Raw genomic sequence first — 23,004 nt, 5'->3', positions numbered from 1 at the left:
GCAAAAAAATACAACAAAGACGCAGTGTGCTACCGGGAAAAATTCCAGCTCATACCCTTATCGCTTATTGGAGATTCATGCATGAAAAATGGAAAATGGATATTGAAAGCCGGTTTGCTCGCTGTTTTTGGCGCCTACGCAGGCTTGGCCATGGCAGCTAAAACCCTGGTTTACTGTTCTGAAGGCAGCCCCGAAGGCTTCAATCCACAATTTTTCACGACCGGCACCACTGCAGATGCGGGCTCCGTCCCCATGTACAACCGCCTGGTGGAGATGGAAACAGGAACGACCAAGGTCACCCCTGCGCTGGCAGAATCCTGGGATATCTCGGCAGACGGCCTGACCTACACATTCAAACTGCGCAAGGGCGTCAAGTTCCATAGCAATGCGAAATTCAAGCCTAGCCGCGACATGAATGCCGACGACGTGGTGTACAGCTATAACCGCATGGCTGATGCCAACCATGCCTTCCACAGCACCAGCCCGAATCAGACCTTTGCCTACTTTGAAGACGTAGGCATGGCCAAGATCGTCGACAAGATAGAAAAAGTCGACGATATGACGGTGCGCTTCAAACTGAAACATCCCGAAGCGCCTTTCATCGCCACACTGACGATGGACTTCATGTCCGTTCAATCTGCTGAATATGCGGAAAAAATGAAAGCGGCGGGCACGGTTGACGTCATCGACAAGGAAGTCATAGGCACCGGCGCCTTCCAGTTCGTTTCCTACCAAAAAGATGCGATCATCCGCTACAAGGCCTTCGACCAGTATTGGGATGGCCGCCCGAAGATCGATAACCTGATCTACGCGATCACCCCTGACCCTTCAGTACGATATGCCAAGCTGAAAGCGGGCGAATGCCATGTGATGGCCCTGCCCAAACCTGCCGACGTCGCCCTGATGAGGAGCGATCCAAACATCAAGCTTTTGGAGCAACCTGGATTGAACATCGGCTACGTCTCCTTTAACGTGGAGAAAAAACCTTTCGACAGCAAGCAGGTACGCCAGGCATTGAACATGGCGGTGGATAAGGCTTCCATTTTGAAATCCGTGTTCCAGGGTTCCGGCCAGGCGGCAAAAAACATCATCCCGCCAACACTTTGGTCTTACAACGACAAGATCAAGGACTATGCCTACGACCCGGCCAAAGCCAAGGAATTGCTGGCCAAGGCCGGCTATCCGAATGGCTTCGATATCGACCTGTGGTATCTGCCTGTCAGCCGCCCTTACAATCCGGACGGCAAACGCATGGCCGAGCTGATACAGGCCGACTGGGCCAAGGTCGGCGTCAGGGCGAAGCTGGTGACCTTTGAATGGACAGAGTATAAAAAACGCAGCAAGACCGGCGAGCAAAGTGCATTCATGTTCGGCTGGTCCGGCGACAACGGCGATCCTGACAACTTCTTCGCCGCCTTGCTGGGCTGCGAAGCCGTTAAAGGCGGCGGCAATACCGCGCGCTGGTGTAACAGGGATTATGAAGACCTGATCCAGAAGGCCAAGGCGGTATCGAAACAGGAAGAGCGCGCCAAACTGTATGAAAAAGCGCAGGAAATCATCCATGATGAGGCACCATGGATCAATATCGCACATTCGATTCGCGTGACCCCGGTTCGCAAGGAGGTGATAGGCTTCAAGATGGATTCGACAGCTCACCACTACTTCAAGAAAGTGGATCTGGCAAAGTAATTGCTTAGCTTGAGCGTAGTGCCATGGGGAGCCTCTGCTCCCGGCGCTGCGTATTCTGCGCTTCTTTTTTAACAGCACGACCAGCATTCAACAGCCAGCGCAAGCCAGCCGGGATTATCCGGCTAGCCTGCGACAGCTGGGCATCTGTCGCACCGGGGTATTCGATGTTTGGCTTTATTTTGCGCCGCCTGGGTATGGTCATACCGACCTTCCTGGGCATTACAGTTCTTGTTTTTTCCCTGATACACCTTATTCCAGGCAACGTGGTCGAGGCCATGTCCGGCGAACGCGGCATGGAGCCGGAACGCTATGCCCGCCTGATGCACCAGTTTGGGCTGGACCGTCCCTTATATGTCCAGTATTTCGACTATCTGGGCAAGGTGCTGGGCGGCGACCTCGGCCACTCCATCATCACGCAGGAATCCGTCAGCAAGGAGTTCTTCACGCTGTTTCCGGCAACGCTGGAACTGTCCCTGTGTGCGATCCTGCTCGCCATCCTTATCGGCCTGCCTGCCGGCATACTGGCAGCCCTCAAGCGCAATACCTTTCTGGATTACTCGGTGATGGGCGTATCGCTGACCGGCTACTCGATGCCGATTTTCTGGTGGGCCTTGCTTTTAATATTGCTGTTCTCTGTCACCCTGGGCTGGACGCCGGTTTCGGGCCGCATCGATATCCTGTTTGACCTGCCGCCGGTAACCGGCCTGATGCTGGTGGATAGCCTGCTGTCCGGCGAGCCCGGCGCATTCAAATCAGCGGTAATGCACCTGATATTGCCCACCGTTGCGCTGGCGACCATCCCGCTGGCAGTCATCGCCAGGATGACGCGTTCCGCCATGCTGGAAGTACTGCGAGAAGACTATGTACGCACTGCGCGCGCCAAAGGCATGTCGTGGATGCGCGTGATCTGGGTGCATGCCTTGCGCAATGCGCTGATCCCCGTCGTCACGGTAATAGGCCTGCAGGTCGGCACCCTGCTGGCAGGCGCGATCCTGACAGAGACAATATTCTCCTGGCCCGGCATAGGAAAATGGCTGATAGAAGCGATCAACCGGCGCGACTACCCTACCGTGCAAGGCGGCATCCTTCTGATCGCCACTATCGTCATCAGCGTCAACCTGATCGTTGACCTGCTGTATGGCATCATCAATCCACGCATACGTCACTGATACCCTGATGAGCCAAGCATCCATTTCGCCACGCAACGAAGATTCCGCACCTGCCGCGCCACCGCATGGGCTGGTCGAATTCTGGACCTACTTCCGGCAAAATCGCGGCGCCGTCATCGGCCTGGCAGTTGTCGCGATACTGGCGTTCTGTGCGCTATTTGCCGATATCGTCGCTCCGCATTCCGCGATAGAACAATTCCGCGATTACACACTGACGCCGCCCTCCTGGCAAGCCGGCGGCAACAGCAAATTCCTGCTGGGTACAGACTCAGTGGGGCGCGACATCCTGTCCCGCCTGATCCACGGCTCGCGCCTGTCGCTGATCATAGGCATCGTCTCGGTAAGCCTGTCGATGGCAGCAGGCGTCTGCCTCGGCCTGGTAGCGGGTTTCGCGCGCAGTTGGAATAATCCTGTCTTGCGCGCAGTGGAAACCGTCATCATGCGCCTGATGGATATACTGCAATCCCTGCCCAGCCTGCTGCTGGCAATTGCGGTGGTCGCTATCCTGGGCCCTGGCCTTATCAATGCCATGTATGCGATTGCTATCGTGCTGATGCCCTCCTACGCCCGTCTGACCCGTGCGGCCGTGCATGGCGAGTTGAACAAGGACTATGTCAATGCATCGCGCATTGCCGGCGCAGGCACCTTGCGCCTGATGTTCAACTGCGTGCTACCTAATTGCACGGCGCCGCTGATCGTGCAGGCAACGCTGGGCATTTCAACCGCCATACTGGATGCGGCAGCATTGGGCTTTCTCGGTCTGGGTGCGCAACCGCCGACGCCCGAATGGGGATCGATGCTGGCCAGCGCAACCGAATTCATACAGAGTGCCTGGTGGGTTGTGACCTTCCCCGGCCTGACGATCGTGATCTCCGTACTGGCCTTCAACCTGATGGGTGACGGCCTGCGCGACGCACTTGATCCAAAACTGAAGAGATAGGCATTCATCATGAGCATCAATCAAACCGCCGATACTCCTCTGCTGGAAATCAAGGACCTGCGTGTCCAGTTTGGATCCGAGAAATCACCTTTCACCGCAGTAGACGGGCTGGACCTGACGATAGAACAAGGCGACGTGGTAGGCATCGTCGGTGAATCCGGTTCCGGCAAGAGTGTCACCTCGCTGGCACTGATGGGCCTGATCGACTATCCAGGCAGAGTCAATGCCACGCGCATGGCCTTCAATGGGCGCGACTTGCTGAAGATGAAAGACAAGGAAAGGCGCGGCCTGCTGGGCAAGGACATTGCGATGATCTTCCAGGATCCGATGACCAGCCTGAACCCTTGCTATACCGTGGCTTTCCAGTTGATGGAAACGTTGAAGCTGCATCAGGGCGGTTCATCCAAAGAACTGCGTGCCAAGGCGCTGGCATTGCTGAAGCAGGTCGACATCCCCGATCCGGAACGCCGGATGGATGCCTATCCGCATCAACTGTCCGGCGGCATGAGCCAGCGCGTGATGGTCGCCATCGCTATCGCCTGCAATCCGCGCCTGCTGATTGCCGACGAACCGACGACTGCGCTGGACGTGACTGTGCAGGCGCAAATGCTGGACCTGCTGCTGCAGTTGCAGCGTGAGCGCGGAATGGCGCTAATGCTGATCACGCATGATCTCAGCGTGGTCGCGCAAACAGCACAAAGAGTAGTGGTGATGTATGCCGGCCAGGTATTGGAAACCGGCACTGTGCCGGAGATTTTCAATGCGCCGCGGCACCCATATACGCAAGCCCTGCTGGCGGCACTGCCGGAACACAATCTGGGCCGCTCACGCCTGCAGACTATACCGGGTGTCGTGCCCGGCTTGCATGACAGGCCCGCCGGCTGCCTGCTGAGCCCGCGCTGCGCCTATGCGCAGGATAAATGCCGCGAAGTCCGCCCCGCGCTGCAAGGTCCTGCCAATGCGCAGGTACGCTGCCATTTCCCGCTGGATCAGGAAGGCCGGCCCGGCAATGGCTGGCAACCGATGAATTTTTCTGAAGTAATCGCATGACGCAGAACACCATGAGCAATCCCGCCGGCACATCCATCCTGCTGGAAGCAAAAAACCTGGCCAAGCATTATCCGGTGGCGCAAGGCTGGCTGAAACCCAAGGCCATCGCGCGTGCGCTGGATGGCGTATCCTTTGTGCTAACGCCTGGCAAAACCCTGGCAGTGGTCGGAGAATCCGGCTGTGGAAAATCGACGCTGGCGCGCCAGATCACGATGATAGAAGAGCCAACCGCCGGTGAATTGTGGATGGACGGCATCAATATCGCCCATGCAGACAGGAATACGCTGAAACGGGTACGCCCACTGGTACAGATGGTGTTCCAGAACCCCTACGCCAGCCTGAATCCGCGCAAGAAAGTCAGCGCGATGCTGGAAGAGCCGCTGGCAATCAATACTTTGCTCAGCGGGCCGGAACGCGCAGAAAAGGCAAAGGCCATGATGGCCAAGGTCGGATTACGGCCAGAACACTATAGCCGCTTTCCGCATATGTTTTCCGGCGGGCAGCGGCAGCGTATCGCCATCGCCCGAGCGCTGATGCTGGACCCGAAAGTGATCGTCGCCGATGAACCTGTGTCGGCGCTGGATGTGTCCATCCAGGCCCAGGTACTGAACCTGTTGATGGATTTGCAGGACAATAGCGGCGTTGCCTATCTGTTCATTTCACACAATCTGTCCGTGGTCGAGCACATTGCCGACGAAGTGCTGGTGATGTACCTGGGTAAATGCGTAGAGCAGGCAAGCAAGGAGGAAATTTTCTCTCGTCCGCTGCACCCTTACACCAGGGCGCTGCTGGCAAGCACGCCAAGAATAGACCCGGCGCAGCGCCAGCAAAAGATGATGCTGCCGGGTGAACTGCCGTCCCCGCTGGCCCCGCCCCCCGGTTGCGCGTTTAACAACCGTTGTCCCCATGCCAATGAACGCTGCCGCCAGGATGTCCCTGCGCTGCGCCAATTCGAAGGCCGTCTGGCCGCCTGTCACAGGCTGGAAGAAATAAGCTAGAAATAAGCTAAACAATAGTAAAAATAAGCGGCGCACGGCAGAACTAAATTGCCGTGCGCCGGTCTATGTAGCACGGTTCTGAATTGCAGTGTTTCAAAGACAATATCAGACCAGTTTTTAAAATAAAGCCATCCAATTTTAGGGAGAGTTATTAGTGAATTCCAAGCTTTTTGGCGCTATCGCGCTTATGTTTGCAGGTGCTACCAGCATCCAGCTCCAAGCCGCCGAACCGGCGAAAGCGACAGCAGCATCGTCATCCACGGTCTTGTTGTCCGGTATTTATACAAAAAACAATGACGCCAGCGTCAAGCCGCAAGAAGACTTTTTCCGTCACGTCAATGGCCACTGGTTGAAAACTTCTACTATCCCAGGCGATAAATCCGGCGCCGGCGCCTTCCTGGATCTGCGTGAATCGACCGTACCGCAATTGGGCGATATCATCAAGGCACTTGCCAAAGATACCAATACCAAGCCGGGAACTGAAGCAGCCAAGATCGCCGACATGTATGCCACTTACATGGACGAAGCCAATATCGAAGCATTGGGCCTGAAACCGCTGGCAGCAGATTTTGCCCAGGTCGCAGCCATCACCGATAAAAAGCAATTCCCGGCGATGATCGCCTACCTGAACCTGATCAGCGGTACCGCACCTTACGATATCGGTATCCATCTGGACGCCAAGGACTCTACCAAGTATGTCGCCGACCTGAGCCAAAGCGGCCTGGGCATGCCTGATCGCGACTACTACCTGAAAGACGACGATACCCGCCTGAAAGCAGCACGTACCAAATACGTCGCACACGTTGAGAAAATGCTGTCCATGGCTGGCGATAAGGATGCTGCCAAGAGCGCGGCCGATATCCTGGCGCTGGAAACTGCACTGGCTAAAGCACAGTGGACCAAGGTAGAAAACCGCGATCCGGTCAAAACCTATAACAAGATAGAATTGAGCAAGCTGGATGCGCTGACACCGGGCTATGACATGAATGCCTACCTGAAAGCTTTGGGCATTCAAGACAAGATTACCTATATCGTTGTCAGTCAACCTAGCTACCTGACCGGCTTCAGCAAAGTCGTGCAAGATATGCCTTTGGAAACCTGGAAGACCTACTTCAAATGGCGCATGCTGAGCTCTGCCGCAAGCCAATTGCCAAAAGCCTTCGCGGAAGAAAACTTTGCGTTCTATTCCACCGTACTGAACGGTGTACCAAAACAGGAAGAACGCTGGAAGCGCGGCGTGCATCTGGTCGATGGTGCAATGGGTGAAAGCCTGGGCAAACTGTATGTGGAAAAACATTTTCCGGCAGCCAGCAAAGCCAGGATGGAACAGTTGGTCGCCAATCTGCTGGCTGCGTATCGCCAGAGCATAGATACGCTGGACTGGATGAGCCCTGAGACGAAGAAAGAAGCACAGGCAAAGCTGGCTTCCTTTACGCCAAAGATCGGCTATCCTAAGAAATGGCGCGACTATTCCGCCTTGCAAGTTGTCAAAGGCGATGCCGTCGGCAACGCGCGCCGCTCTGCCATCTTTGCGTCGCAAGTTGAGCTCGACAAACTGGGCAAACCTGTAGACCGTGACGAATGGGGCATGACGCCGCAAACCGTCAATGCCTACTACAATCCGGAAATGAACGAGATCGTGTTCCCGGCTGCCATCTTGCAACCACCGTTCTTCGATCCAAAGGCAGATGACGCGGTCAACTATGGCGGCATCGGCGCGGTCATCGGTCATGAAATCAGCCATGGCTTTGACGACCAGGGTGCCCAGTATGACGGCACCGGCAATCTGCGCGATTGGTGGACCAAGGAAGACCACGAGAAGTTTGCAGCCAAGACTGCAGTGCTGGTCAAGCAATACAATGCTTTCAGCCCGGTTCCCGGCTATAACGTCAATGGCGAGTTGACTCTGGGTGAAAACATTGCCGACAACTCCGGCCTGTCCATTGCTTACAAAGCCTACAAGATCTCCCTGAATGGCAAACCGGCACCAGTGCTGGGCGGCCTGACTGGCGACCAGCGTTTCTTCACCGGCTTCGCGCAGGTATGGCGCGGCAAAATGCGCGACGAGGCGGCAATCGTACGCATCAAGACAGATCCGCACTCCCCGCCTGAGTTCCGCGCGAACGGTACATTGCGCAATATGCCTGACTTCTACAAGTCGTTTAACGTGAAGGAAGGCGACAAGATGTATCTGGCGCCGACAGACCGCGTATCCATCTGGTAATAGCAGTCATCTCAAATGCATCGCCTGGCGGCGATGCAAATGCAAAAGGCCACAACCCAGGTTGTGGCCTTTTTTATCTGCAAAGTTTTGTAGGTGGATCAGGCCACGCTAAGCTAAGCGGCATCCGGCTCGCTGGCCGGCACCCCGCTGAAGAAATTGACTACATCTTCCGCTTTGCGGGTGCGTGAAAATGCCGGCAAGCTTTGCCAGATACGTTTTCCATACGGCTTGGATATCAGGCGTGGATCGCAAATCATCAGCACGCCCCTGTCCGTTTCATCGCGTATCAGGCGCCCTGCGCCCTGCTTCAGGTTGATGATCGCTTCGGGCAATTGGTGATGAACAAAGCCGTTCAGGCCCTTCTTTTCCATCGCCTCTATCCGCGCCGCCAATACAGGATCGTCGGGTGGAGAGAATGGCAGCTTGTCAATGACGACCAGCGACAAGGCCTCACCCCGCACGTCAACACCTTCCCAGAAACTCTGGCTGCCTATCAATACGCCATTGCCCGCCGCGCGGAAACGGTCAAGCAATTCCGTTCGGCCGGCGTCCCCCTGCACAAACAGCGGAAACGGCAATTTGCGTTTCTGGAATTCATCGCGTAGGCGCTCAGCACTATGCTTGACCGCCTTGATCGTCGTGCACAGCAAAAAAGTGCGGCCTCCTGCTGCCTCTATCATCGGCAAGGCCATGTCGACGACTGCATCGCTGTACTCATAGGAATTCGGCTGCGGCATGCCTTCCGGCACATACAGCAAACCCTGGTTCTGGTAATCGAAAGGACTTGGCCAGGTGCGTGCAGGCTCGTCCCACAATCCCATCTGCGAGACATAGTGGCTGAAGTCGTTTTTGACCGCCATCGTCGCCGACGTAAAGATCCAGGTGCGGGGCACGCCTTCCCTCTGCTTGTTAAAGATGGGCGCGATGGACAGCGGCGTCTTGTGCAATTGCAGCGACACGGAAAACGCCTCTACCCACAGCACGCACTCCGGCTTGTTAGCTGCATTTTTAGCAGGCGGATCGTCATTCCAGTCATGCAACTGGTCCCGCAATGCAATCGCCCTGACCCGGCACTGCTCCAGTGTTTCCGCCCTTTGGGCCTGGGTTTCCAGTACAGCGATCATGTCCTCGAAACTGTCTTTCAAGGTTTCCAGCGCTGGAAAGAAGGGACTTGAGGCCGCAATCTGCGGCAAAGACAGGCGTACCGAATCCTGCGGGAAAGTGAGGCGCAAATCGCGCGTTGCACGCTCTACCGGCGCCACGATCTTGGCCCATTCGGCGCCATCCCTGGCATGCGACAGACCTTCTGCCTGCACGTCGCGGCACAGTTCCAGTATCTGCGACGTGGAAATGGTTTCACCGAAAAACAGCGTCGCAGTATCCGGCAACTGGTGTGCCTCATCGAAGATCACCGTATTGGCCGACGGCAGCAATTCTGCGACGCCGGTATCTTTCAATGCGACGTCAGCAAAGAACAGATGGTGATTGACTACCACCACATCGGCCTGCTGCGCCTCCTTGCGCGCCTTCATCACAAAGCAGTCCTGATAGTACTGGCATTCGGCGCCCATGCAATTGTCGCGCGTGGATGTCACCAGATTCCATACCGGCGCAGTCTCCGGCACGCGCGCCAGCTCGGCCTTGTCGCCGGTGCTGGTGGTTTTCATGAAGCGCGAGATATCGCGCAGATAGCCCACGTCCTGCGGCGAACTCAGGCGGCCGTTCTGCAGGGTGCGCTCAAGATGGAAATGGCACAGGTAATTGGCACGCCCTTTTAACAAGGCCACCGATACCGGCGCATTCAACACCTTCTTGATGGTGGGAATATCCCGCAGGAACAATTGATCCTGCAAGTTCTTGGTACCGGTAGAGACGATGACCTTGCCTCCCCATAGCAGGGCTGGCGTCAGGTAGGCATAGGTTTTTCCCGTGCCGGTGCCGGCTTCGGCCAGCAGAGTCGTCTGTCCGACGATGGCGTTGGCGATCGCCTTGGCCATCTCCGTTTGCGCCTGGCGCGGCTTGTATCCCTTGATCGACGCGCTCAACAGGCCCGTCGCTCCGAAAATCTGCTCGACCTCTTCGTCGTGCTTGCCGACCGTATTCGACGCTGGTGTAGATTCAATCAAAATGTGCTGTTAAAAAAGTAAGGCCATGAAGCAAGGCACGAAGTAAGACATAGAGTAAAGCATGAGTTGATGCGGGATTACAACGAAAAATCAAGCCGGCACGTCCGGCATCATTTGCATTTTTAGCAATGTAATGTGATCTTTCAACTGTAGCTTGCGCTTCTTGAGCCGGCGCAGTTGCAACTCATCATGGTGCTGGTCTTTCACGAGGGTTTCGATGACGACGTCGAGGTCGCGGTGCTCGACCTCCAACTCAATTATGCGTTGCTGTATTTCTTCGGGGTGGCTCATAGTCATCAGGTTACAGTAAAATGAAATTAATTAGAGCGACTGCATGAATTGAATTAGGGTAAGCTAACTAATTGCTGGAAATACATAAAAATAGCAATTAATCATTAATTCATATGTTGATTCACATAAAAACAGATGCATCCTATAGTTTAATCTACCAAGACGTATGAGCCAATATAAGATCGAAGCAGGCACCGGACAACACATCGGTGACAGAAAAGAACAACAGGACAGGGTCGGCCTGTTTGCGGCGCCGCGTGCGCCAGGCTATATGATGGCCGTGCTGGCCGACGGTATGGGCGGCAAGAGCGGCGGCGCCATGGCTGCCGAACAGGTTATCCGTACAGCCAAACACTTATTCGACGAATTTTCTCCGGAAAACGACGTCAAAAAAATGCTGGAAACTATCGTTACCGAGGCGCATACCGTCATCAAGCTGACCGGCGTCTCTGCAGAAAAAGAACCTCATAGCACTTTCGTGGCACTCGTCATCACGCCGCAAAAGCAGGCGATCTGGGCACATGCCGGCGACTCCCGCCTGTACCGTTTCAGCGGCCCCAATTTTGCCGACAGGACCTTGGACCACTCCTACGTGGAAAAACTGGTCGCAGAGGGGAAAATCACCGAGGAAGAAGCCAAAACCCATAAAATGTCCAATATCCTGGTCAATGTTCTGGGTTCCAGCACTACACCGCCTTACATCAGCTTCGGGCAGCATGACAATCTGCAGGCAGGAGACTCGTTCCTGCTGTGCTCTGACGGCCTGTGGCATTATTTCAGCGATACTGAGCTCTCAGTCGGCGTCGCTGCAAATTCGCCGCGCCAGGCTTCCGAACTGTTGATCAGGAAGGCCCGTGAACGGGGTACCGGCCATGGAGATAACTGTACCTTCGCGATCGTCAAACTGGTGACGCCGCCAGTCGAGGTAAAAACCTATGTCGCGGAAAAAATGCGCAGGGCGGTATAGCCGGAAGCGAGATACAGCGTTCAAATGCAAAAAAGGAGGGCACGCCCTCCTTTTTTATTTTCGATGGCAGTAGCAGTAGCCGCCTTATTTGCCCCGGCTCATCATCAGTTCCTGATTTGCCTTGCGGTCCGCATTCACTTTTTGCACGGTAGGCCGTTCCGCCAGCATCTTGGTGTACTCGCGCACAGGCAAGTCTGCCAGCATATCCTCTCCATAGACTATCTTGGTCGCCATTCCCACCAAAGGAAGATGGGCCAGCGCCACGCAATCAGCCATCGTAAACTCGCTGCCGCCTATGTAAGGAGAAAATTTGGCAAACTTGGCAAAGGCCTTCGTGTTGCGCCTCAATAGTTTTTCGGCTTTATTTTTCACTTCTTCTGTAATCGTGCCGCCAAAAAAAGCCAGAGGATATAGTTCCCGCGCCACCAGCTCCAGATGCAGCTCCATGAAAGTAATCAGCTCACGGATCTTGGCAGCCGCAATGGGGTCGGCAGGCATCAGCGGATGCTCAGGATAGGCCGATTCAATGTAGTCGGCGATGACCTGCGACTCGATCAATACTCCCTGCTCGGTTTCCAGATATGGCACCTTCCCTAATGGAGATTTCTCCAACAGGGCCGGCGAACGGTCAGTCCAGACCAGATGCTCTTCAAATTCCACGCCTTTTTCCAGCAAGGCCAGCTTCACTTTATTGTAGTAATTACTGGTCGAGAAACCGCATAACTTGATCATTTCTGTCTCCTGCTTCTATATGTTTATTTCATTATTATAATTTGGCCGGTGTGCAAATCGGCCGGAGAGTCGGCCAGATAGCCGGTTGCCGACAGGCAGCGCAAGCACTGCCTGTGTCTTATTTATTGGCGGGGAAACTCTTGGGGAAGTCGATCACTTCGAAATCGATAGGATTGAAATCGTTCTTTTCTTCTTTCGGCCGGTTCAGAGTAGAGACATCCGGTATCGTCAACTCCTCATCGTTGGTCCATCTGCCGCCTGAACCACCGCCCTGGGCTTTTACGCGCTCCAGTTCATTTGCTATAGCGATCAGCAGCAGGATATCGCGGTACACCGGCAATTCAAAGCCCATGCGCTTGCCATCCCTGTCATCTATCAGCAGGCTTTGCAGGAAAGGCAGGATGTCATTGGTATTCCAGAGGCCGCAGATCTTGCCCATCAGATGTTCAAAGTCTTCCAGCAAACGCGCCGTACTATCGGCAGGATCAGTCTCAAAATCAGGAATATTCGCATTGAATATCAGGATGAAGCGGTCCCGCAAGGTATCGTATTTTTCCTTGTTCTTGGTAACACGATACAAATCCAGCAGATATAACCAAGGCACAGGAGAATCCGGCACGTCGATAGCAGCTTGCGGCTCCAGGATTTCGATGGCCCTTTGCGGGTCATTGACCGACATCCAGAATTCAGCCTCTTGCGTCACATCGGAGATTTCTTCCACCTTCATGGAATTGCCTTTGGCGGCAAAGAAATTGAAGGTGCTGCTATTGGTATCTTCCAGTGATGGCAAATTCAACTTGGCCGGCGCAGTCCTTGCCGTGGATCCGGTATTCCTTGCCAGCGATCCCGATCCGGAATTGGCAGCCAGTGCGAGAGCGGCCTTGTCGGCAGCCGCATCGGCAGACGCTACGGGTGCGCCGCCTGCAATGGTACTCGGTCCGTAAGATGCCTGTACGCTATTGACGATTTCCTCAACGCTCATCTTTGGCTCGGCGCTGGCCTTTTCAGCATTTTGCTCAGTCCAGGCGAACGCTGTTTTTTGCGCCTGGCGCCTCAACAACACGACGAGGACAGCCAGCGCAACCAGGCCCAGCAACAGCAATCCAGCCAAAGCAACTATCCAGTTGCGTGAAAAGCTGTTCTCGCGCAGGGACTCCAACTCGGCCTTGTCGGCCTGGCTTTGCCGCTTCAACTGATTTGACTCGGCCTGTAGTGCCTGCACTTTCTGCTGGTCTGCCTTTATCTGGTCATCCGATGCTTTTTCCGGATTTTCCCCGCGCAGCAACGCTGCCAGTTCAGCCTGGGCGAGTCGTAGCTCTGCCATATTCTGCTGATTGCTGGTCGGCCTTTCCGACAGGGTGTCGCTCAGACGCAGGCCCTGCTGCGGAATCACCTCGGTATCATCCGACAGCTTCAACACGTCTTTCGGCGCTTTTAAAGTCTTGCTGACGCTGCCTGCCGTACTTGCCGGCGCCTTGGCTTGTTTTGCTGGCTTGGACTTAGGTGGAAGCTCATCCGAAGCCAAGTCTGAGCCGGTTGCTGCACCGGTTGCCGCACGCGGGACAGGCTTACCCCTGCGTGCCGGCACAGCCGCGGGAGCAACAGGAACGGTGTTATCGGAATCTGGCTGAGCTATCTGCAATTCTGCGCGCGACGATGCCGATGCGAACAGAGGCGGGTCTAGCAACAGCATGAATTCGCGGTGTATTTGCGCATCGCAGCCAACATCAACGACCATGCGGGCGGCAGGCTCCTGCACGCTCTGCCTGGTCGTCAACGTCACTAGCCGGTTGGATCCGCCGCTGGAAAGCGAAATGGCGATGTTTGCAATCGGGCTTCCTTCAGCCGACTCCAGTTTGGCGCGGATGCACGATTGCGCAAAATCTCCTTCGACACCGAGCAAACTAAGGCTGGCTCTGAGCGGCTGACCCAAGGCTGATTGAACGCGAAGCTCCCCCAAACCAAGTGCTTGTGCGGATGCGGCGGAACACAATGCAAGGATGGCAACAAGTATAAAGCGTAAGGATGGGCGGCTGGCTTGAAGAAAAATAATGATGTCCTAATAAGTGGTTGATCAAATCCACGATGCTGAACATGTCGGTATTACAGCAATCTTACTTGCTTTATAACAAACACAAAAGACAATACCCCTAAAAAAGAGCCTTATCTGTGTGAATTTCAACATATTTAGCAATTCATACCGCAGATAAATTTCCATGCGGAAATTTATGGGAATACTGCAGCAATGGAGTGATACGAAGCACTTATTTCTTTGGATTCAAATCTAGTATTTTTTTTGCAATGCCGCGCAGAATATTGACCTCTTCCTGCTCCAATTGGGTGCGGGAAAATAAGCGTTTCAAACGAGGCATCAGTTTTTTCGGATTTTGCGGATCAAGGAAATCAATCGCCACCAGCGCCTGCTCCAAATGCGCATACATGCCGTCAATATCGCTGAGCGATGCCGCAACTCCGTGAAAACCGATATCAGATACCGGCCGCTGGTCGCCAAGCTCCGCGACGCGGCATTCGTAGGCCAGCAGTTGCACCGCTTGCGCCAGGTTCAGCGAAGAATAATCCGGATTGGCAGGAATATTGATCAGTGCATTGCAATTGACGACGATTTCATTGGGCAAGCCGTAGCGCTCATTGCCGAATACCAGCGCCACAGATTGGGTTTGTTCTTTCGCCAAGTGTTCTGCCATTGCTCGCGGGGCAAAAATCGGCGGAGAAAATTCGCGCAAACGGGCGCTAACCGCGGCAACAAAATGACAGCCCTGCAGAGCTTCGTCAATTGAAGAGACTATCCTGGCTGCTTCCAGAATATCCTGCGCACCGCTAGCGAAAGCAACTGCCTCGGGATTGCTTAAAGCATCAGGAAAACGTGGATTCACCAATATCAATTCGGCAAATCCCATCGTTTTGATGGCTCTGGCAACGGCCCCGATATTGCCAGGATGGCTAGTTTCCACGAGGACGAAACGCAGCCGTTTAAAAAGAGAGGTGTCGGTTTGGGGCAAGTTCATTTAAAATAGCGCTATTACGCGTTGATTTGTTTAGGTATTTTAGCCGCAGCAAATTGGCGCGACGCTCTTTAATTCATTTTTGTGCGGTACTGAAATGCTTGTTTATGCCGGCCCGGATTGTCCGAGCTTGCCATAATTGAAGCAGGAATGCCGCCATTTTAACGGAAACCTCTATGCACCCAATGCTCAATACGGCCATCAAGGCCGCTCGTCGCGGCGCGACTATCATCAATCGCGCATCATTCGACCTGGATCGCATCAAAGTCAACGAAAAACAATACAATGATTTCGTTACTGAAGTTGACCAGTCTGCCGAAGCAGCCATCATAGAGGTTCTGACCAACGCCTACCCCGACCACGCCATCCTGGCGGAAGAATCCGGCGCCTCCGCCAATCTGCACGACGAAAACGAAAACGTCTGGATCATCGATCCTCTGGACGGCACCACTAATTTCATCCACGGTTTTCCGCAGTACTGCGTCTCCATCGCTTTGCAGCAGCGTGGCATCATCACCCAATCGGTAGTGTATGACCCTACCCGCAATGAGATGTTTACCGCCAGCAAAGGCGCAGGCGCATTCCTGAACGACAAGCGTATCCGCGTTACCAAAATCGACAAGATTGCCGACGCCCTGATCGGCACCGGCTTCCCTTCCCGTGATTTGTCCGGCCTGGATGAATACATGGAAATGTTCAAAATCATGACGACCAAATGCCAGGGCCTGCGCCGCCCGGGCGCTGCAGCACTGGACCTGGCCTATGTCGCAATGGGCCGCCTGGATGGTTTCTTTGAAAAAGGCCTGGCCCCCTGGGATATCGCAGCGGGTTCCCTGCTGATCACGGAAGCTGGCGGCATTGTAGGCAACTTCTCCGGCGACTCCGATTATCTTTATAAAGGCGATGTACTGGCAGGCACACCAAAAGTGTTTGCACAAATGGTTGCGGCTTTACAGCCTTTTGCAGCGAAACCTTCTCAGCTATAAGAAATGGGGGCAAGCGGCCTGATGGGCCGGCTCCCTGACTTGAAGTAATTCTGGAGTATCTGCGGATACTCGGCAAAGTACAAAAATGCCGGACGCGAAGACCTTGTCACCGTCGCCCGGCATTCGAATTAAATTAGAAATAGATTATGTCATTCTCAGAACTCGGCCTGTCCGACCAAATCGTTCGCGCAGTCACCGAACAAGGCTACTCCACTCCTACCCCTATCCAGAAGCAGGCGATTCCTGCCGTGCTCAGCGGTGGCGATCTGCTGGCAGGTGCACAAACCGGCACCGGTAAAACCGCCGGCTTCACGCTGCCTATCTTGCAGCGTCTGTCCAGCGGCGCGAACGCGCCGCAAAGCAATCTGACCCGCCGCCCTATCCGCACCCTAATCCTGACACCGACCCGCGAACTGGCGGCCCAGGTGGAAGAAAGCGTGCGCATTTACGGCAAATACCTGAACCTGACTTCGGGCGTGATCTTTGGCGGCGTCGGCATCAACCCGCAGATCAAGCTGCTGAAACATGGCGTAGACATCCTGGTAGCGACCCCCGGCCGTTTGCTGGACCACATGCAGCAAGGTACGGTCAGCCTGGAAAAGATAGAAATCCTGGTTCTGGACGAAGCGGATCGCATGCTGGACATGGGCTTTATCCACGACATCAAGAAAGTGCTGGCTGCGCTGCCGCCTAAACGCCAGAACTTGCTGTTCTCTGCCACTTTCTCGGACGAGATCAAGACCTTGGCCGACAAGCTGCTGAACAATCCTGCAATGATAGAAGTTGCACGCCGCAACTCTACGGTAGAAGTGATTGCGCAAAAAGTACACCCGGTAGACCGCGACAAGAAACACCCTCTGCTGGCACATTTGATAAAGGCCAATAACTGGAGGCAGGTGCTGGTATTTACCCGCACCAAGCACGGTGCCAACAAGCTGGTGGAGCAATTGGCCAAGGATGAAATCACCAGTATGGCGATACATGGCAACAAGAGCCAGTCTGCCCGCACCAAGGCCCTGGCGGAATTCAAGGATGGCAGCCTGCAGGTATTGATCGCCACCGACATCGCCGCCCGCGGTATCGATATCGACCAGTTGCCGCATGTGGTCAATTACGATTTGCCTAACGTACCAGAAGACTATGTGCACCGCATAGGCCGTACCGGCCGCGCAGGCGCAACCGGTGAAGCCGTGTCGCTGGTTTGCGTGGATGAATTCAAACTGCTGGCTGATATCGAAAAACTGATCAAGCGCCAGTTGCCGAAAGAATTCATCGAAGGCTTTGAACCGGATCCGAATGCCAAGGCACAACCGATACAACTGCGCAGCTTCCAGGGCCAGGGCAACCCACGCGGCGGCAACAGCAATCGTCCGCCACGCTCCAGCCAGGGCCAGGGTAAAACTGGCGGTGGCGGCGGTGGTAGCAACAGCGGCGGACAGCGTCCGCGCGACGGCAACAGCCCTCACCGCGCAGCAGTAAAACCTGCCGTCAAACAATCGACACCACGCCGTTCCGGCGGTCGCGGCGGCGCATAAGCAAAGCGTTTTATCTTCAGCATTGCCTCATTGACGGCGCAAGTTTTTGAAATTAATCAAAAACTTGCGCCGTTTGTCAAAGTTTAAGGATAATCTCGCGCGCCACCCAAGATGGCGCTAACACGCAGCCCCGGCCCGGTATAAAATCGCAGACTTAGATAAATAGCAAATCAAGAAAAAAATCGTTTATGGCGACCTCCGAATCCAACCACACGCCGATGATGGCCCAATACCTTGGCATCAAGGCGGACTATCCTGAAACACTCGTTTTTTATCGCATGGGCGATTTTTACGAATTGTTTTATGAAGACGCAGAAAAAGTATCGCGCATCCTGGGCATCACACTGACCCAGCGCGGCAGTTCTGCCGGTGTGCCTATCAAGATGGCAGGTGTGCCCTTCCATTCGCTGGAACCCTACCTGGCCAAGCTGGTCAAGCTCGGCGAATCGGCCGCCATCGCTGAACAGATAGGTGACCCTGCCACCAGCAAGGGCCCAGTAGAACGCAAGGTGATGCGCGTGATCACGCCCGGCACCTTGACCGACACCGACCTGCTGCCGGCAAAATCCGAACGCCCCCTGCTGTCGCTGTGCATGCTGCAGCAACGCAAGACCGTGACCGTGGGCCTGGCCTGGCTATCGCTGGCCAGCGGCGCACTGAAGCTGATGGAATTCGCCACGGATGAAAAATCCGTGGCTGCCCGCCTGCAGCAGGAACTAGAACGCATTTCCCCGGCAGAGATCCTGCTGTCGGCCGGTACGCTGCTGCTGGAAGATCATTATGCGCTGCTGCCAGGCAAATTCTCTGAAGTGCCGGATTGGCATTTCGACGTCAAGCAAGGCCAGAAACTATTGCAAGACCAGTTGGCAACCTCGTCGCTGACCGGTTTCGGCGTAGAAAACATGAGTGCATCACTGGGTGCCTCCGGCGCCTTGCTGCGCTATGCAGAAGCCACGCAGGGCCGCGGACTGAAGCACGTCAATGCACTGACGGTGGAAACCGAAAATGAGTTCATCGGTCTGGATACTGCGACCCGCCGCAATCTGGAACTGACGGAGACCATACGCGGCCAGGAGTCCCCTACCCTGTTCTCGCTGCTGGACCATTGCCGTACTGCGATGGGATCGCGCCTGCTGCGCCACTGGCTGCACCATGCCAAGCGCGACCAAGGTATCGCCAGGGCCAGGCATGATGCAATCAAGGCACTGATACAGGCAGACTCGACCGAGGGCCTGTCAACCACGCTGACCTCGGTGCCGGATATAGAACGTATTACCACCCGCATCGCCTTGCAGTCAGCCAGGCCGCGCGACCTGTCAGGCCTGCGCGACGGCTTGCAGCACCTGCCTACCGTGCGCTCCTATGTAGAGATGTGCATCGCCGACAACCAGACCAGCCTGCTGACCGGAGTCCTGGGCGACCTGGCAACACCGGCAGAATGCCTGGATTTGCTGGAGCGCGGCCTGATGCTGCAGCCGGCCACGATGATACGCGACGGCGGCGTGATTGCCGTAGGCTTTGATCCTGAGCTGGATGAGTTACGGGCCCTGTCGGAAAACGCCGGCCAGTTCCTGATCGACCTGGAAACATCCGAACGCGCCCGTACCGGCATCGCCAACCTGCGCGTGGAATACAACAAGGTACATGGCTTTTACATCGAAGTAACCAACGGCCAGACCGACAAGGTGCCGGATAACTACCGCCGCCGCCAGACCCTGAAAAACGCCGAGCGCTATATCACGCCGGAGCTGAAAGCCTTTGAAGACAAGGCCTTGTCGGCGCAGGAACGCGCTTTGGTGCGTGAAAAAATGCTGTATGAAAAAATCCTGCAAGACTTGCTGCCGCATATCAGCACGCTGCAGGCGATTGCCCATGCGATTGCGCAACTGGATACCCTGGTCGGCCTGGCGGACCACGCCACCCGTAACAACTGGTGCGCGCCGCAACTGGTGGCAGAACCCATGCTGCAGATCCTGCAAGGCCGCCACCCTGTCGTGGAAAACCAGATAGAACGCTTCATCGCCAACGACTGCAATTTCTCGGCCGACCGCAAGCTGCTGCTGATTACCGGCCCCAACATGGGTGGTAAATCGACCTTCATGCGCCAGGTCGCACTGATCACGCTACTGGCCTATGTCGGCAGCTATGTGCCAGCTACGCAGGCAACGATAGGCCCTATCGACCGCATCTTCACCCGTATCGGCGCTGCGGATGATCTGGCGGGCGGACGCTCCACCTTCATGGTGGAAATGACGGAATCCGCCGCGATCCTTAATGGCGCCAGCGAGCACTCGCTAGTACTGATGGACGAGGTAGGCCGCGGCACCTCAACGTTCGACGGGCTGGCGCTGGCCTGGGCCATTGCACGCCATCTGATACAGGTATCCAAAAGCTATACGCTGTTTGCAACCCACTACTTTGAATTGACGCAACTACCGGACGTACACCCCAGTGCAGAAAACGTGCATCTGTCTGCGATTGAACACAAGGAAAACATCGTTTTCCTGCATGCGGTACAACCAGGCCCGGCATCGCAAAGCTATGGCTTGCAAGTCGCTCAACTGGCAGGCATACCGCAGGTAGTGATACGTTCCGCCAGAAAGCATCTGGCCGATCTGGAAGCCCATTCGCTGCAGACCACGCCGCAGTTTGACCTGTTCTCGGCGAACCAGGCTACGCCAGAACCGGAAATGCCGGCAGCCGAAGCTTTGGACTCGCCGCTGCTGGATGCGATTGACGCTATCGACCCGGATGCGATGACGCCGCGCGAAGCGCTGGAAGCCTTGTATCAGCTGAAGAGCCTGGCGAAAGCGCAATAGGTAGGTAACAGATGCGCAATAAATACGAAAAGCGTGCATCCATATAAAAAAACCGCAGAGCAAGCTCTGCGGTTTTTTTATTGGTGGCTGCTAAAGCTTAATGCAGCGGATGGCTGCGGTATTCGTCGCCAGTGCCTTCATCATCTTCGTCGCCATGATGGTGACCATGCGCGCCATGCACGTGCTCATGGGCGATTTCTTCCGCGGTAGCTTCACGTACCTCGGTCACCGACAGCGTAAACCTCAGTGCCATGCCGGCCAGCGGATGATTGCCGTCCAGCACGACCTTGTCATCAGCGATATCGGTCACGGTGAAAATCACAGATTCCTCACCCTCGTCGCCGTCCGGCATGCCTTCAAACTGCATGCCGACTTCCAGCGGGGTCGGCAAGCGGTTGCGTGGCTCTACCTTGACCAGTTCGGCATCGTATTCACCGAACGCGTCTTCCGGCTCTACCTGTATCGTTGTCTTGAAACCGGTTTCCTTGCCATCCAGCGCTTCTTCTATCTTGGGCAAGGTGTTTTCGTAGCCGCCATGCAGGTACACCATGGGTTCGCGGCTTTCTTCGATCAGATTGTCTTGGGCATCCGACAGTTTATAGTCCACAGTCACAACTGTATTTTTGACAATCTTCATGATAATTCCTTAAAAATAATATGCACCGAGATTATACCTGCCCTCGCTTTATCAGATTTGGGAATTGCAGGAGCTTCTAGCTAGTTATTGGCCGGGTGCTTATAATGCGAGCATGAAAAAATTATCTCAAGCATTGCCGCTGCTGGGCGGCATTACGCAGGAACAATTCCTGAGCGAATACTGGCATAAAAAACCCCTGCTGATACGCCAGGCCATTCCTGGATTTACTCCACCGGTAGGGAAAAACGAACTGTTCGAACTGGCAGCGCGCGAGGATGCAGAATCGCGCCTGATCAGCTTCTTCAAAAAGCACTGGGAAATGAAGAGCGGCCCCTTCGAACAACTGCCGATTAAGGAAAAGAAGGATTGGACCCTGCTGGTACAAGGCGTCAATCTGCAGAATCCAGAAGCTGACGCACTGCTGCGCCAATTCCGCTTCATCCCCGATACGCGGCTGGACGACCTGATGATCAGCTACGCAGCCGATGGCGGCGGCGTGGGCCCGCATTTTGACTCCTATGACGTATTTCTGTTGCAGGCGCATGGCCAGCGCCGCTGGAAGATCAGCGCCCAAAAGGATTTGTCGCTGGTGGAAGGCATGCCGCTGAAGATTTTGCGCAATTTCAAGGCGGAGCAAGAGTTTGTGCTGGAACCGGGCGACATGCTGTACCTGCCGCCGCACTATGCGCATGACGGCCTTGCCATCGGCGAATGCATGACTTATTCGATCGGCTTCAGGGCGCCGTCCTACCAGGAACTGGGTGAGTCCTTCCTGCATTTCATGTCCGATTCCATCGACCTGCCCGGCCGCTATGCTGATCCTGGCCTGAAACCGGCTACGCATCCGGCGGAAATCAGTACCGCAATGGTGGACGATGTTTCAGCACAATTGGCCAAGATCAAATTCACCGACGATGACATCACCATCTTCCTCGGAGAATATTTGTCCGAACCCAAGCGCAATGTCATTTTTGAAGGCCCGGAAAAACCTTTGACGCCAAAACGTTTCAGCCAGACCGCCAGCAAGAACGGCGTCAGCCTGTCATTGCAAACCCAGATGCTGTACAAGGGCAAGCATGTGTTCATCAATGGGGAATCCTTTGCCGTCGGCAGGGAAGACAAGCTGGCACTATTGAAACTGGCAAATGAAAGATGCCTGGATGGCAATGATGTGGCGAATGCATCTGCCGATGTTCAGGAGGCGCTTTGCACTTGGTATGAAGATGGATGGCTGCAACTGAATTCCAAATAAAAATTCAGGCAAAGCGATAAATATTGCAGAAAGAATCATTTTTGAAAAGAAATTTTTGTGCAATGCGCCAAAGACGTATTATTTCCACCAAAAAACTATTTTTCTTGGCAAAGAATGCACAATTTAGGCACAAAAATGCATCTTTATCTATTCTGTCCGGGCAAAAATCATTATAATTCTGGGTTAGGAAACTTTCGTAGGGGCCGACATTCCTTTTTGGCATCAAGCCCTCGAATAAACCTATAGAGCGATAATTACCGGTAATTATTCATCGCAAAATTTTGATCTTATTTTTTGATCTATTTATTGAAAGTACAAACATGAAAAAATCACTCTTGCTCGTTTCCCTGTTGGCAATCGCTTTGGCTGCTTGCGGCAAAAAAGAAGAAGCTCCAGCAGCACCAGCAGCTTCCGCAGCAGCTCCAGCTCCAGCACCTGCTGCAGCTTCCGCTCCAGCTGAAACACCAGCAGCAGCTCCAGCTTCCGATGCAGCAGCAGCACCTGCATCCCCAGCAGCTGACGCAGCGGCAGCTTCTGCTTCCAAGTAATTTTTTTATTGCTTGAAA

General features: G+C 54.7%; 18 protein-coding genes. 12 read left to right on the top strand and 6 right to left on the bottom strand.

The annotated features are described in order from the left end of the window. Nucleotides 1-81: 81 nt before the first annotated feature. The 6 genes from IEW12_RS21205 (at nucleotide 82) to IEW12_RS21180 (ending at nucleotide 8,070) form a co-directional block, all read left to right on the top strand. A complete protein-coding gene (locus tag IEW12_RS21205; protein ID WP_188568123.1) occupies nucleotides 82-1,689 on the top strand; it encodes an ABC transporter substrate-binding protein in 1,608 nt (535 codons plus the stop codon). A gap of 164 nt (nucleotides 1,690-1,853) precedes the next feature. Beyond that, nucleotides 1,854-2,858, top strand: a complete 1,005-nt coding sequence (locus IEW12_RS21200; RefSeq protein ID WP_188568122.1) for an ABC transporter permease subunit — start codon at nucleotides 1,854-1,856, stop codon at nucleotides 2,856-2,858. A 7-nt stretch (nucleotides 2,859-2,865) separates the two neighbouring features. Next, nucleotides 2,866-3,798 carry an ABC transporter permease subunit gene (locus tag IEW12_RS21195; protein ID WP_188568121.1) on the top strand — a complete coding sequence of 311 codons (933 nt, stop codon included), beginning with the start codon at nucleotides 2,866-2,868 and terminating at the stop codon, nucleotides 3,796-3,798. A 9-nt stretch (nucleotides 3,799-3,807) separates the two neighbouring features. Continuing rightward, on the top strand, nucleotides 3,808-4,848 hold the full coding sequence (locus tag IEW12_RS21190) for an oligopeptide/dipeptide ABC transporter ATP-binding protein (RefSeq protein ID WP_188568120.1): 1,041 nt from the start codon (nucleotides 3,808-3,810) through the stop codon (nucleotides 4,846-4,848). After that, on the top strand, nucleotides 4,845-5,846 hold the full coding sequence (locus tag IEW12_RS21185; RefSeq protein ID WP_229751267.1) for a peptide ABC transporter ATP-binding protein: 1,002 nt from the start codon (nucleotides 4,845-4,847) through the stop codon (nucleotides 5,844-5,846). Before IEW12_RS21190 ends, IEW12_RS21185 begins: the two co-directional genes overlap by 4 nt. A 187-nt stretch (nucleotides 5,847-6,033) precedes the next feature. Further along, entirely contained in the window at nucleotides 6,034-8,070 is a 2,037-nt protein-coding gene (locus IEW12_RS21180) for a M13 family metallopeptidase (protein WP_188568451.1), read from the top strand. Between the two features lie 113 nt (nucleotides 8,071-8,183). Here the strand turns inward: IEW12_RS21180 and yoaA are convergent, their stop codons facing one another. Next, nucleotides 8,184-10,196 (bottom strand): DNA repair helicase YoaA, encoded by a 2,013-nt coding sequence (gene yoaA / locus IEW12_RS21175; protein WP_188568119.1) that lies wholly within the window; start codon nucleotides 10,194-10,196, stop codon nucleotides 8,184-8,186. Between the two features lie 90 nt (nucleotides 10,197-10,286). Next, a complete protein-coding gene (locus IEW12_RS21170; protein WP_371874562.1) occupies nucleotides 10,287-10,493 on the bottom strand; it encodes a YdcH family protein in 207 nt (68 codons plus the stop codon). Between the two features lie 160 nt (nucleotides 10,494-10,653). Between IEW12_RS21170 and IEW12_RS21165 the strand changes: the two genes are divergently transcribed. Beyond that, nucleotides 10,654-11,454 carry a PP2C family protein-serine/threonine phosphatase gene (locus IEW12_RS21165; protein ID WP_188568117.1) on the top strand — a complete coding sequence of 267 codons (801 nt, stop codon included), beginning with the start codon at nucleotides 10,654-10,656 and terminating at the stop codon, nucleotides 11,452-11,454. An 84-nt stretch (nucleotides 11,455-11,538) separates the two neighbouring features. Here the strand turns inward: IEW12_RS21165 and IEW12_RS21160 are convergent, their stop codons facing one another. From IEW12_RS21160 to IEW12_RS21150, 3 genes are all read right to left on the bottom strand, one after another. After that, nucleotides 11,539-12,186 (bottom strand): glutathione S-transferase family protein, encoded by a 648-nt coding sequence (locus tag IEW12_RS21160; RefSeq protein WP_188568116.1) that lies wholly within the window; start codon nucleotides 12,184-12,186, stop codon nucleotides 11,539-11,541. Nucleotides 12,187-12,304: 118 nt separating this feature from the next. Then, nucleotides 12,305-14,146, bottom strand: a complete 1,842-nt coding sequence (locus IEW12_RS21155) for a type IV pilus assembly protein FimV (RefSeq protein WP_443098507.1) — start codon at nucleotides 14,144-14,146, stop codon at nucleotides 12,305-12,307. 304 nt (nucleotides 14,147-14,450) lie between these two features. Beyond that, the gene (locus IEW12_RS21150; protein ID WP_188568114.1) at nucleotides 14,451-15,212 is read right to left on the bottom strand and encodes an RNA methyltransferase; all 762 of its coding nucleotides are present in this window, start codon (nucleotides 15,210-15,212) and stop codon (nucleotides 14,451-14,453) included. A gap of 173 nt (nucleotides 15,213-15,385) precedes the next feature. Here IEW12_RS21150 and IEW12_RS21145 point away from each other — a divergent pair, with 173 nt between their 5' ends. From IEW12_RS21145 to mutS, 3 genes are all read left to right on the top strand, one after another. Then, nucleotides 15,386-16,195 carry an inositol monophosphatase family protein gene (locus IEW12_RS21145; protein WP_229751266.1) on the top strand — a complete coding sequence of 270 codons (810 nt, stop codon included), beginning with the start codon at nucleotides 15,386-15,388 and terminating at the stop codon, nucleotides 16,193-16,195. Nucleotides 16,196-16,341: 146 nt separating this feature from the next. Continuing rightward, a complete protein-coding gene (locus IEW12_RS21140; RefSeq protein WP_188568113.1) occupies nucleotides 16,342-17,730 on the top strand; it encodes a DEAD/DEAH box helicase in 1,389 nt (462 codons plus the stop codon). Between the two features lie 188 nt (nucleotides 17,731-17,918). Beyond that, on the top strand, nucleotides 17,919-20,549 hold the full coding sequence (gene mutS, locus IEW12_RS21135) for a DNA mismatch repair protein MutS (protein ID WP_229751265.1): 2,631 nt from the start codon (nucleotides 17,919-17,921) through the stop codon (nucleotides 20,547-20,549). A gap of 97 nt (nucleotides 20,550-20,646) precedes the next feature. Here mutS and IEW12_RS21130 read toward each other — a convergent pair whose 3' ends face one another. After that, nucleotides 20,647-21,186, bottom strand: a complete 540-nt coding sequence (locus IEW12_RS21130) for an FKBP-type peptidyl-prolyl cis-trans isomerase (RefSeq protein WP_188568112.1) — start codon at nucleotides 21,184-21,186, stop codon at nucleotides 20,647-20,649. A gap of 112 nt (nucleotides 21,187-21,298) precedes the next feature. Between IEW12_RS21130 and IEW12_RS21125 the strand changes: the two genes are divergently transcribed. Both IEW12_RS21125 and IEW12_RS28935 read left to right on the top strand, forming a co-directional pair. After that, on the top strand, nucleotides 21,299-22,438 hold the full coding sequence (locus IEW12_RS21125; protein WP_188568111.1) for a cupin domain-containing protein: 1,140 nt from the start codon (nucleotides 21,299-21,301) through the stop codon (nucleotides 22,436-22,438). A 320-nt stretch (nucleotides 22,439-22,758) separates the two neighbouring features. Beyond that, complete coding sequence (locus IEW12_RS28935; protein WP_229751296.1) at nucleotides 22,759-22,986, top strand: hypothetical protein; 228 nt, start codon at nucleotides 22,759-22,761, stop codon at nucleotides 22,984-22,986. Nucleotides 22,987-23,004: the final 18 nt, after the last annotated feature.

Source organism: Parundibacterium terreum (genome assembly GCF_014636315.1).
In the GTDB taxonomy this organism is placed as follows: domain Bacteria; phylum Pseudomonadota; class Gammaproteobacteria; order Burkholderiales; family Burkholderiaceae_D; genus Undibacterium; species Undibacterium terreum.
This window is presented reverse-complemented; position numbering and strand designations above follow the sequence as displayed.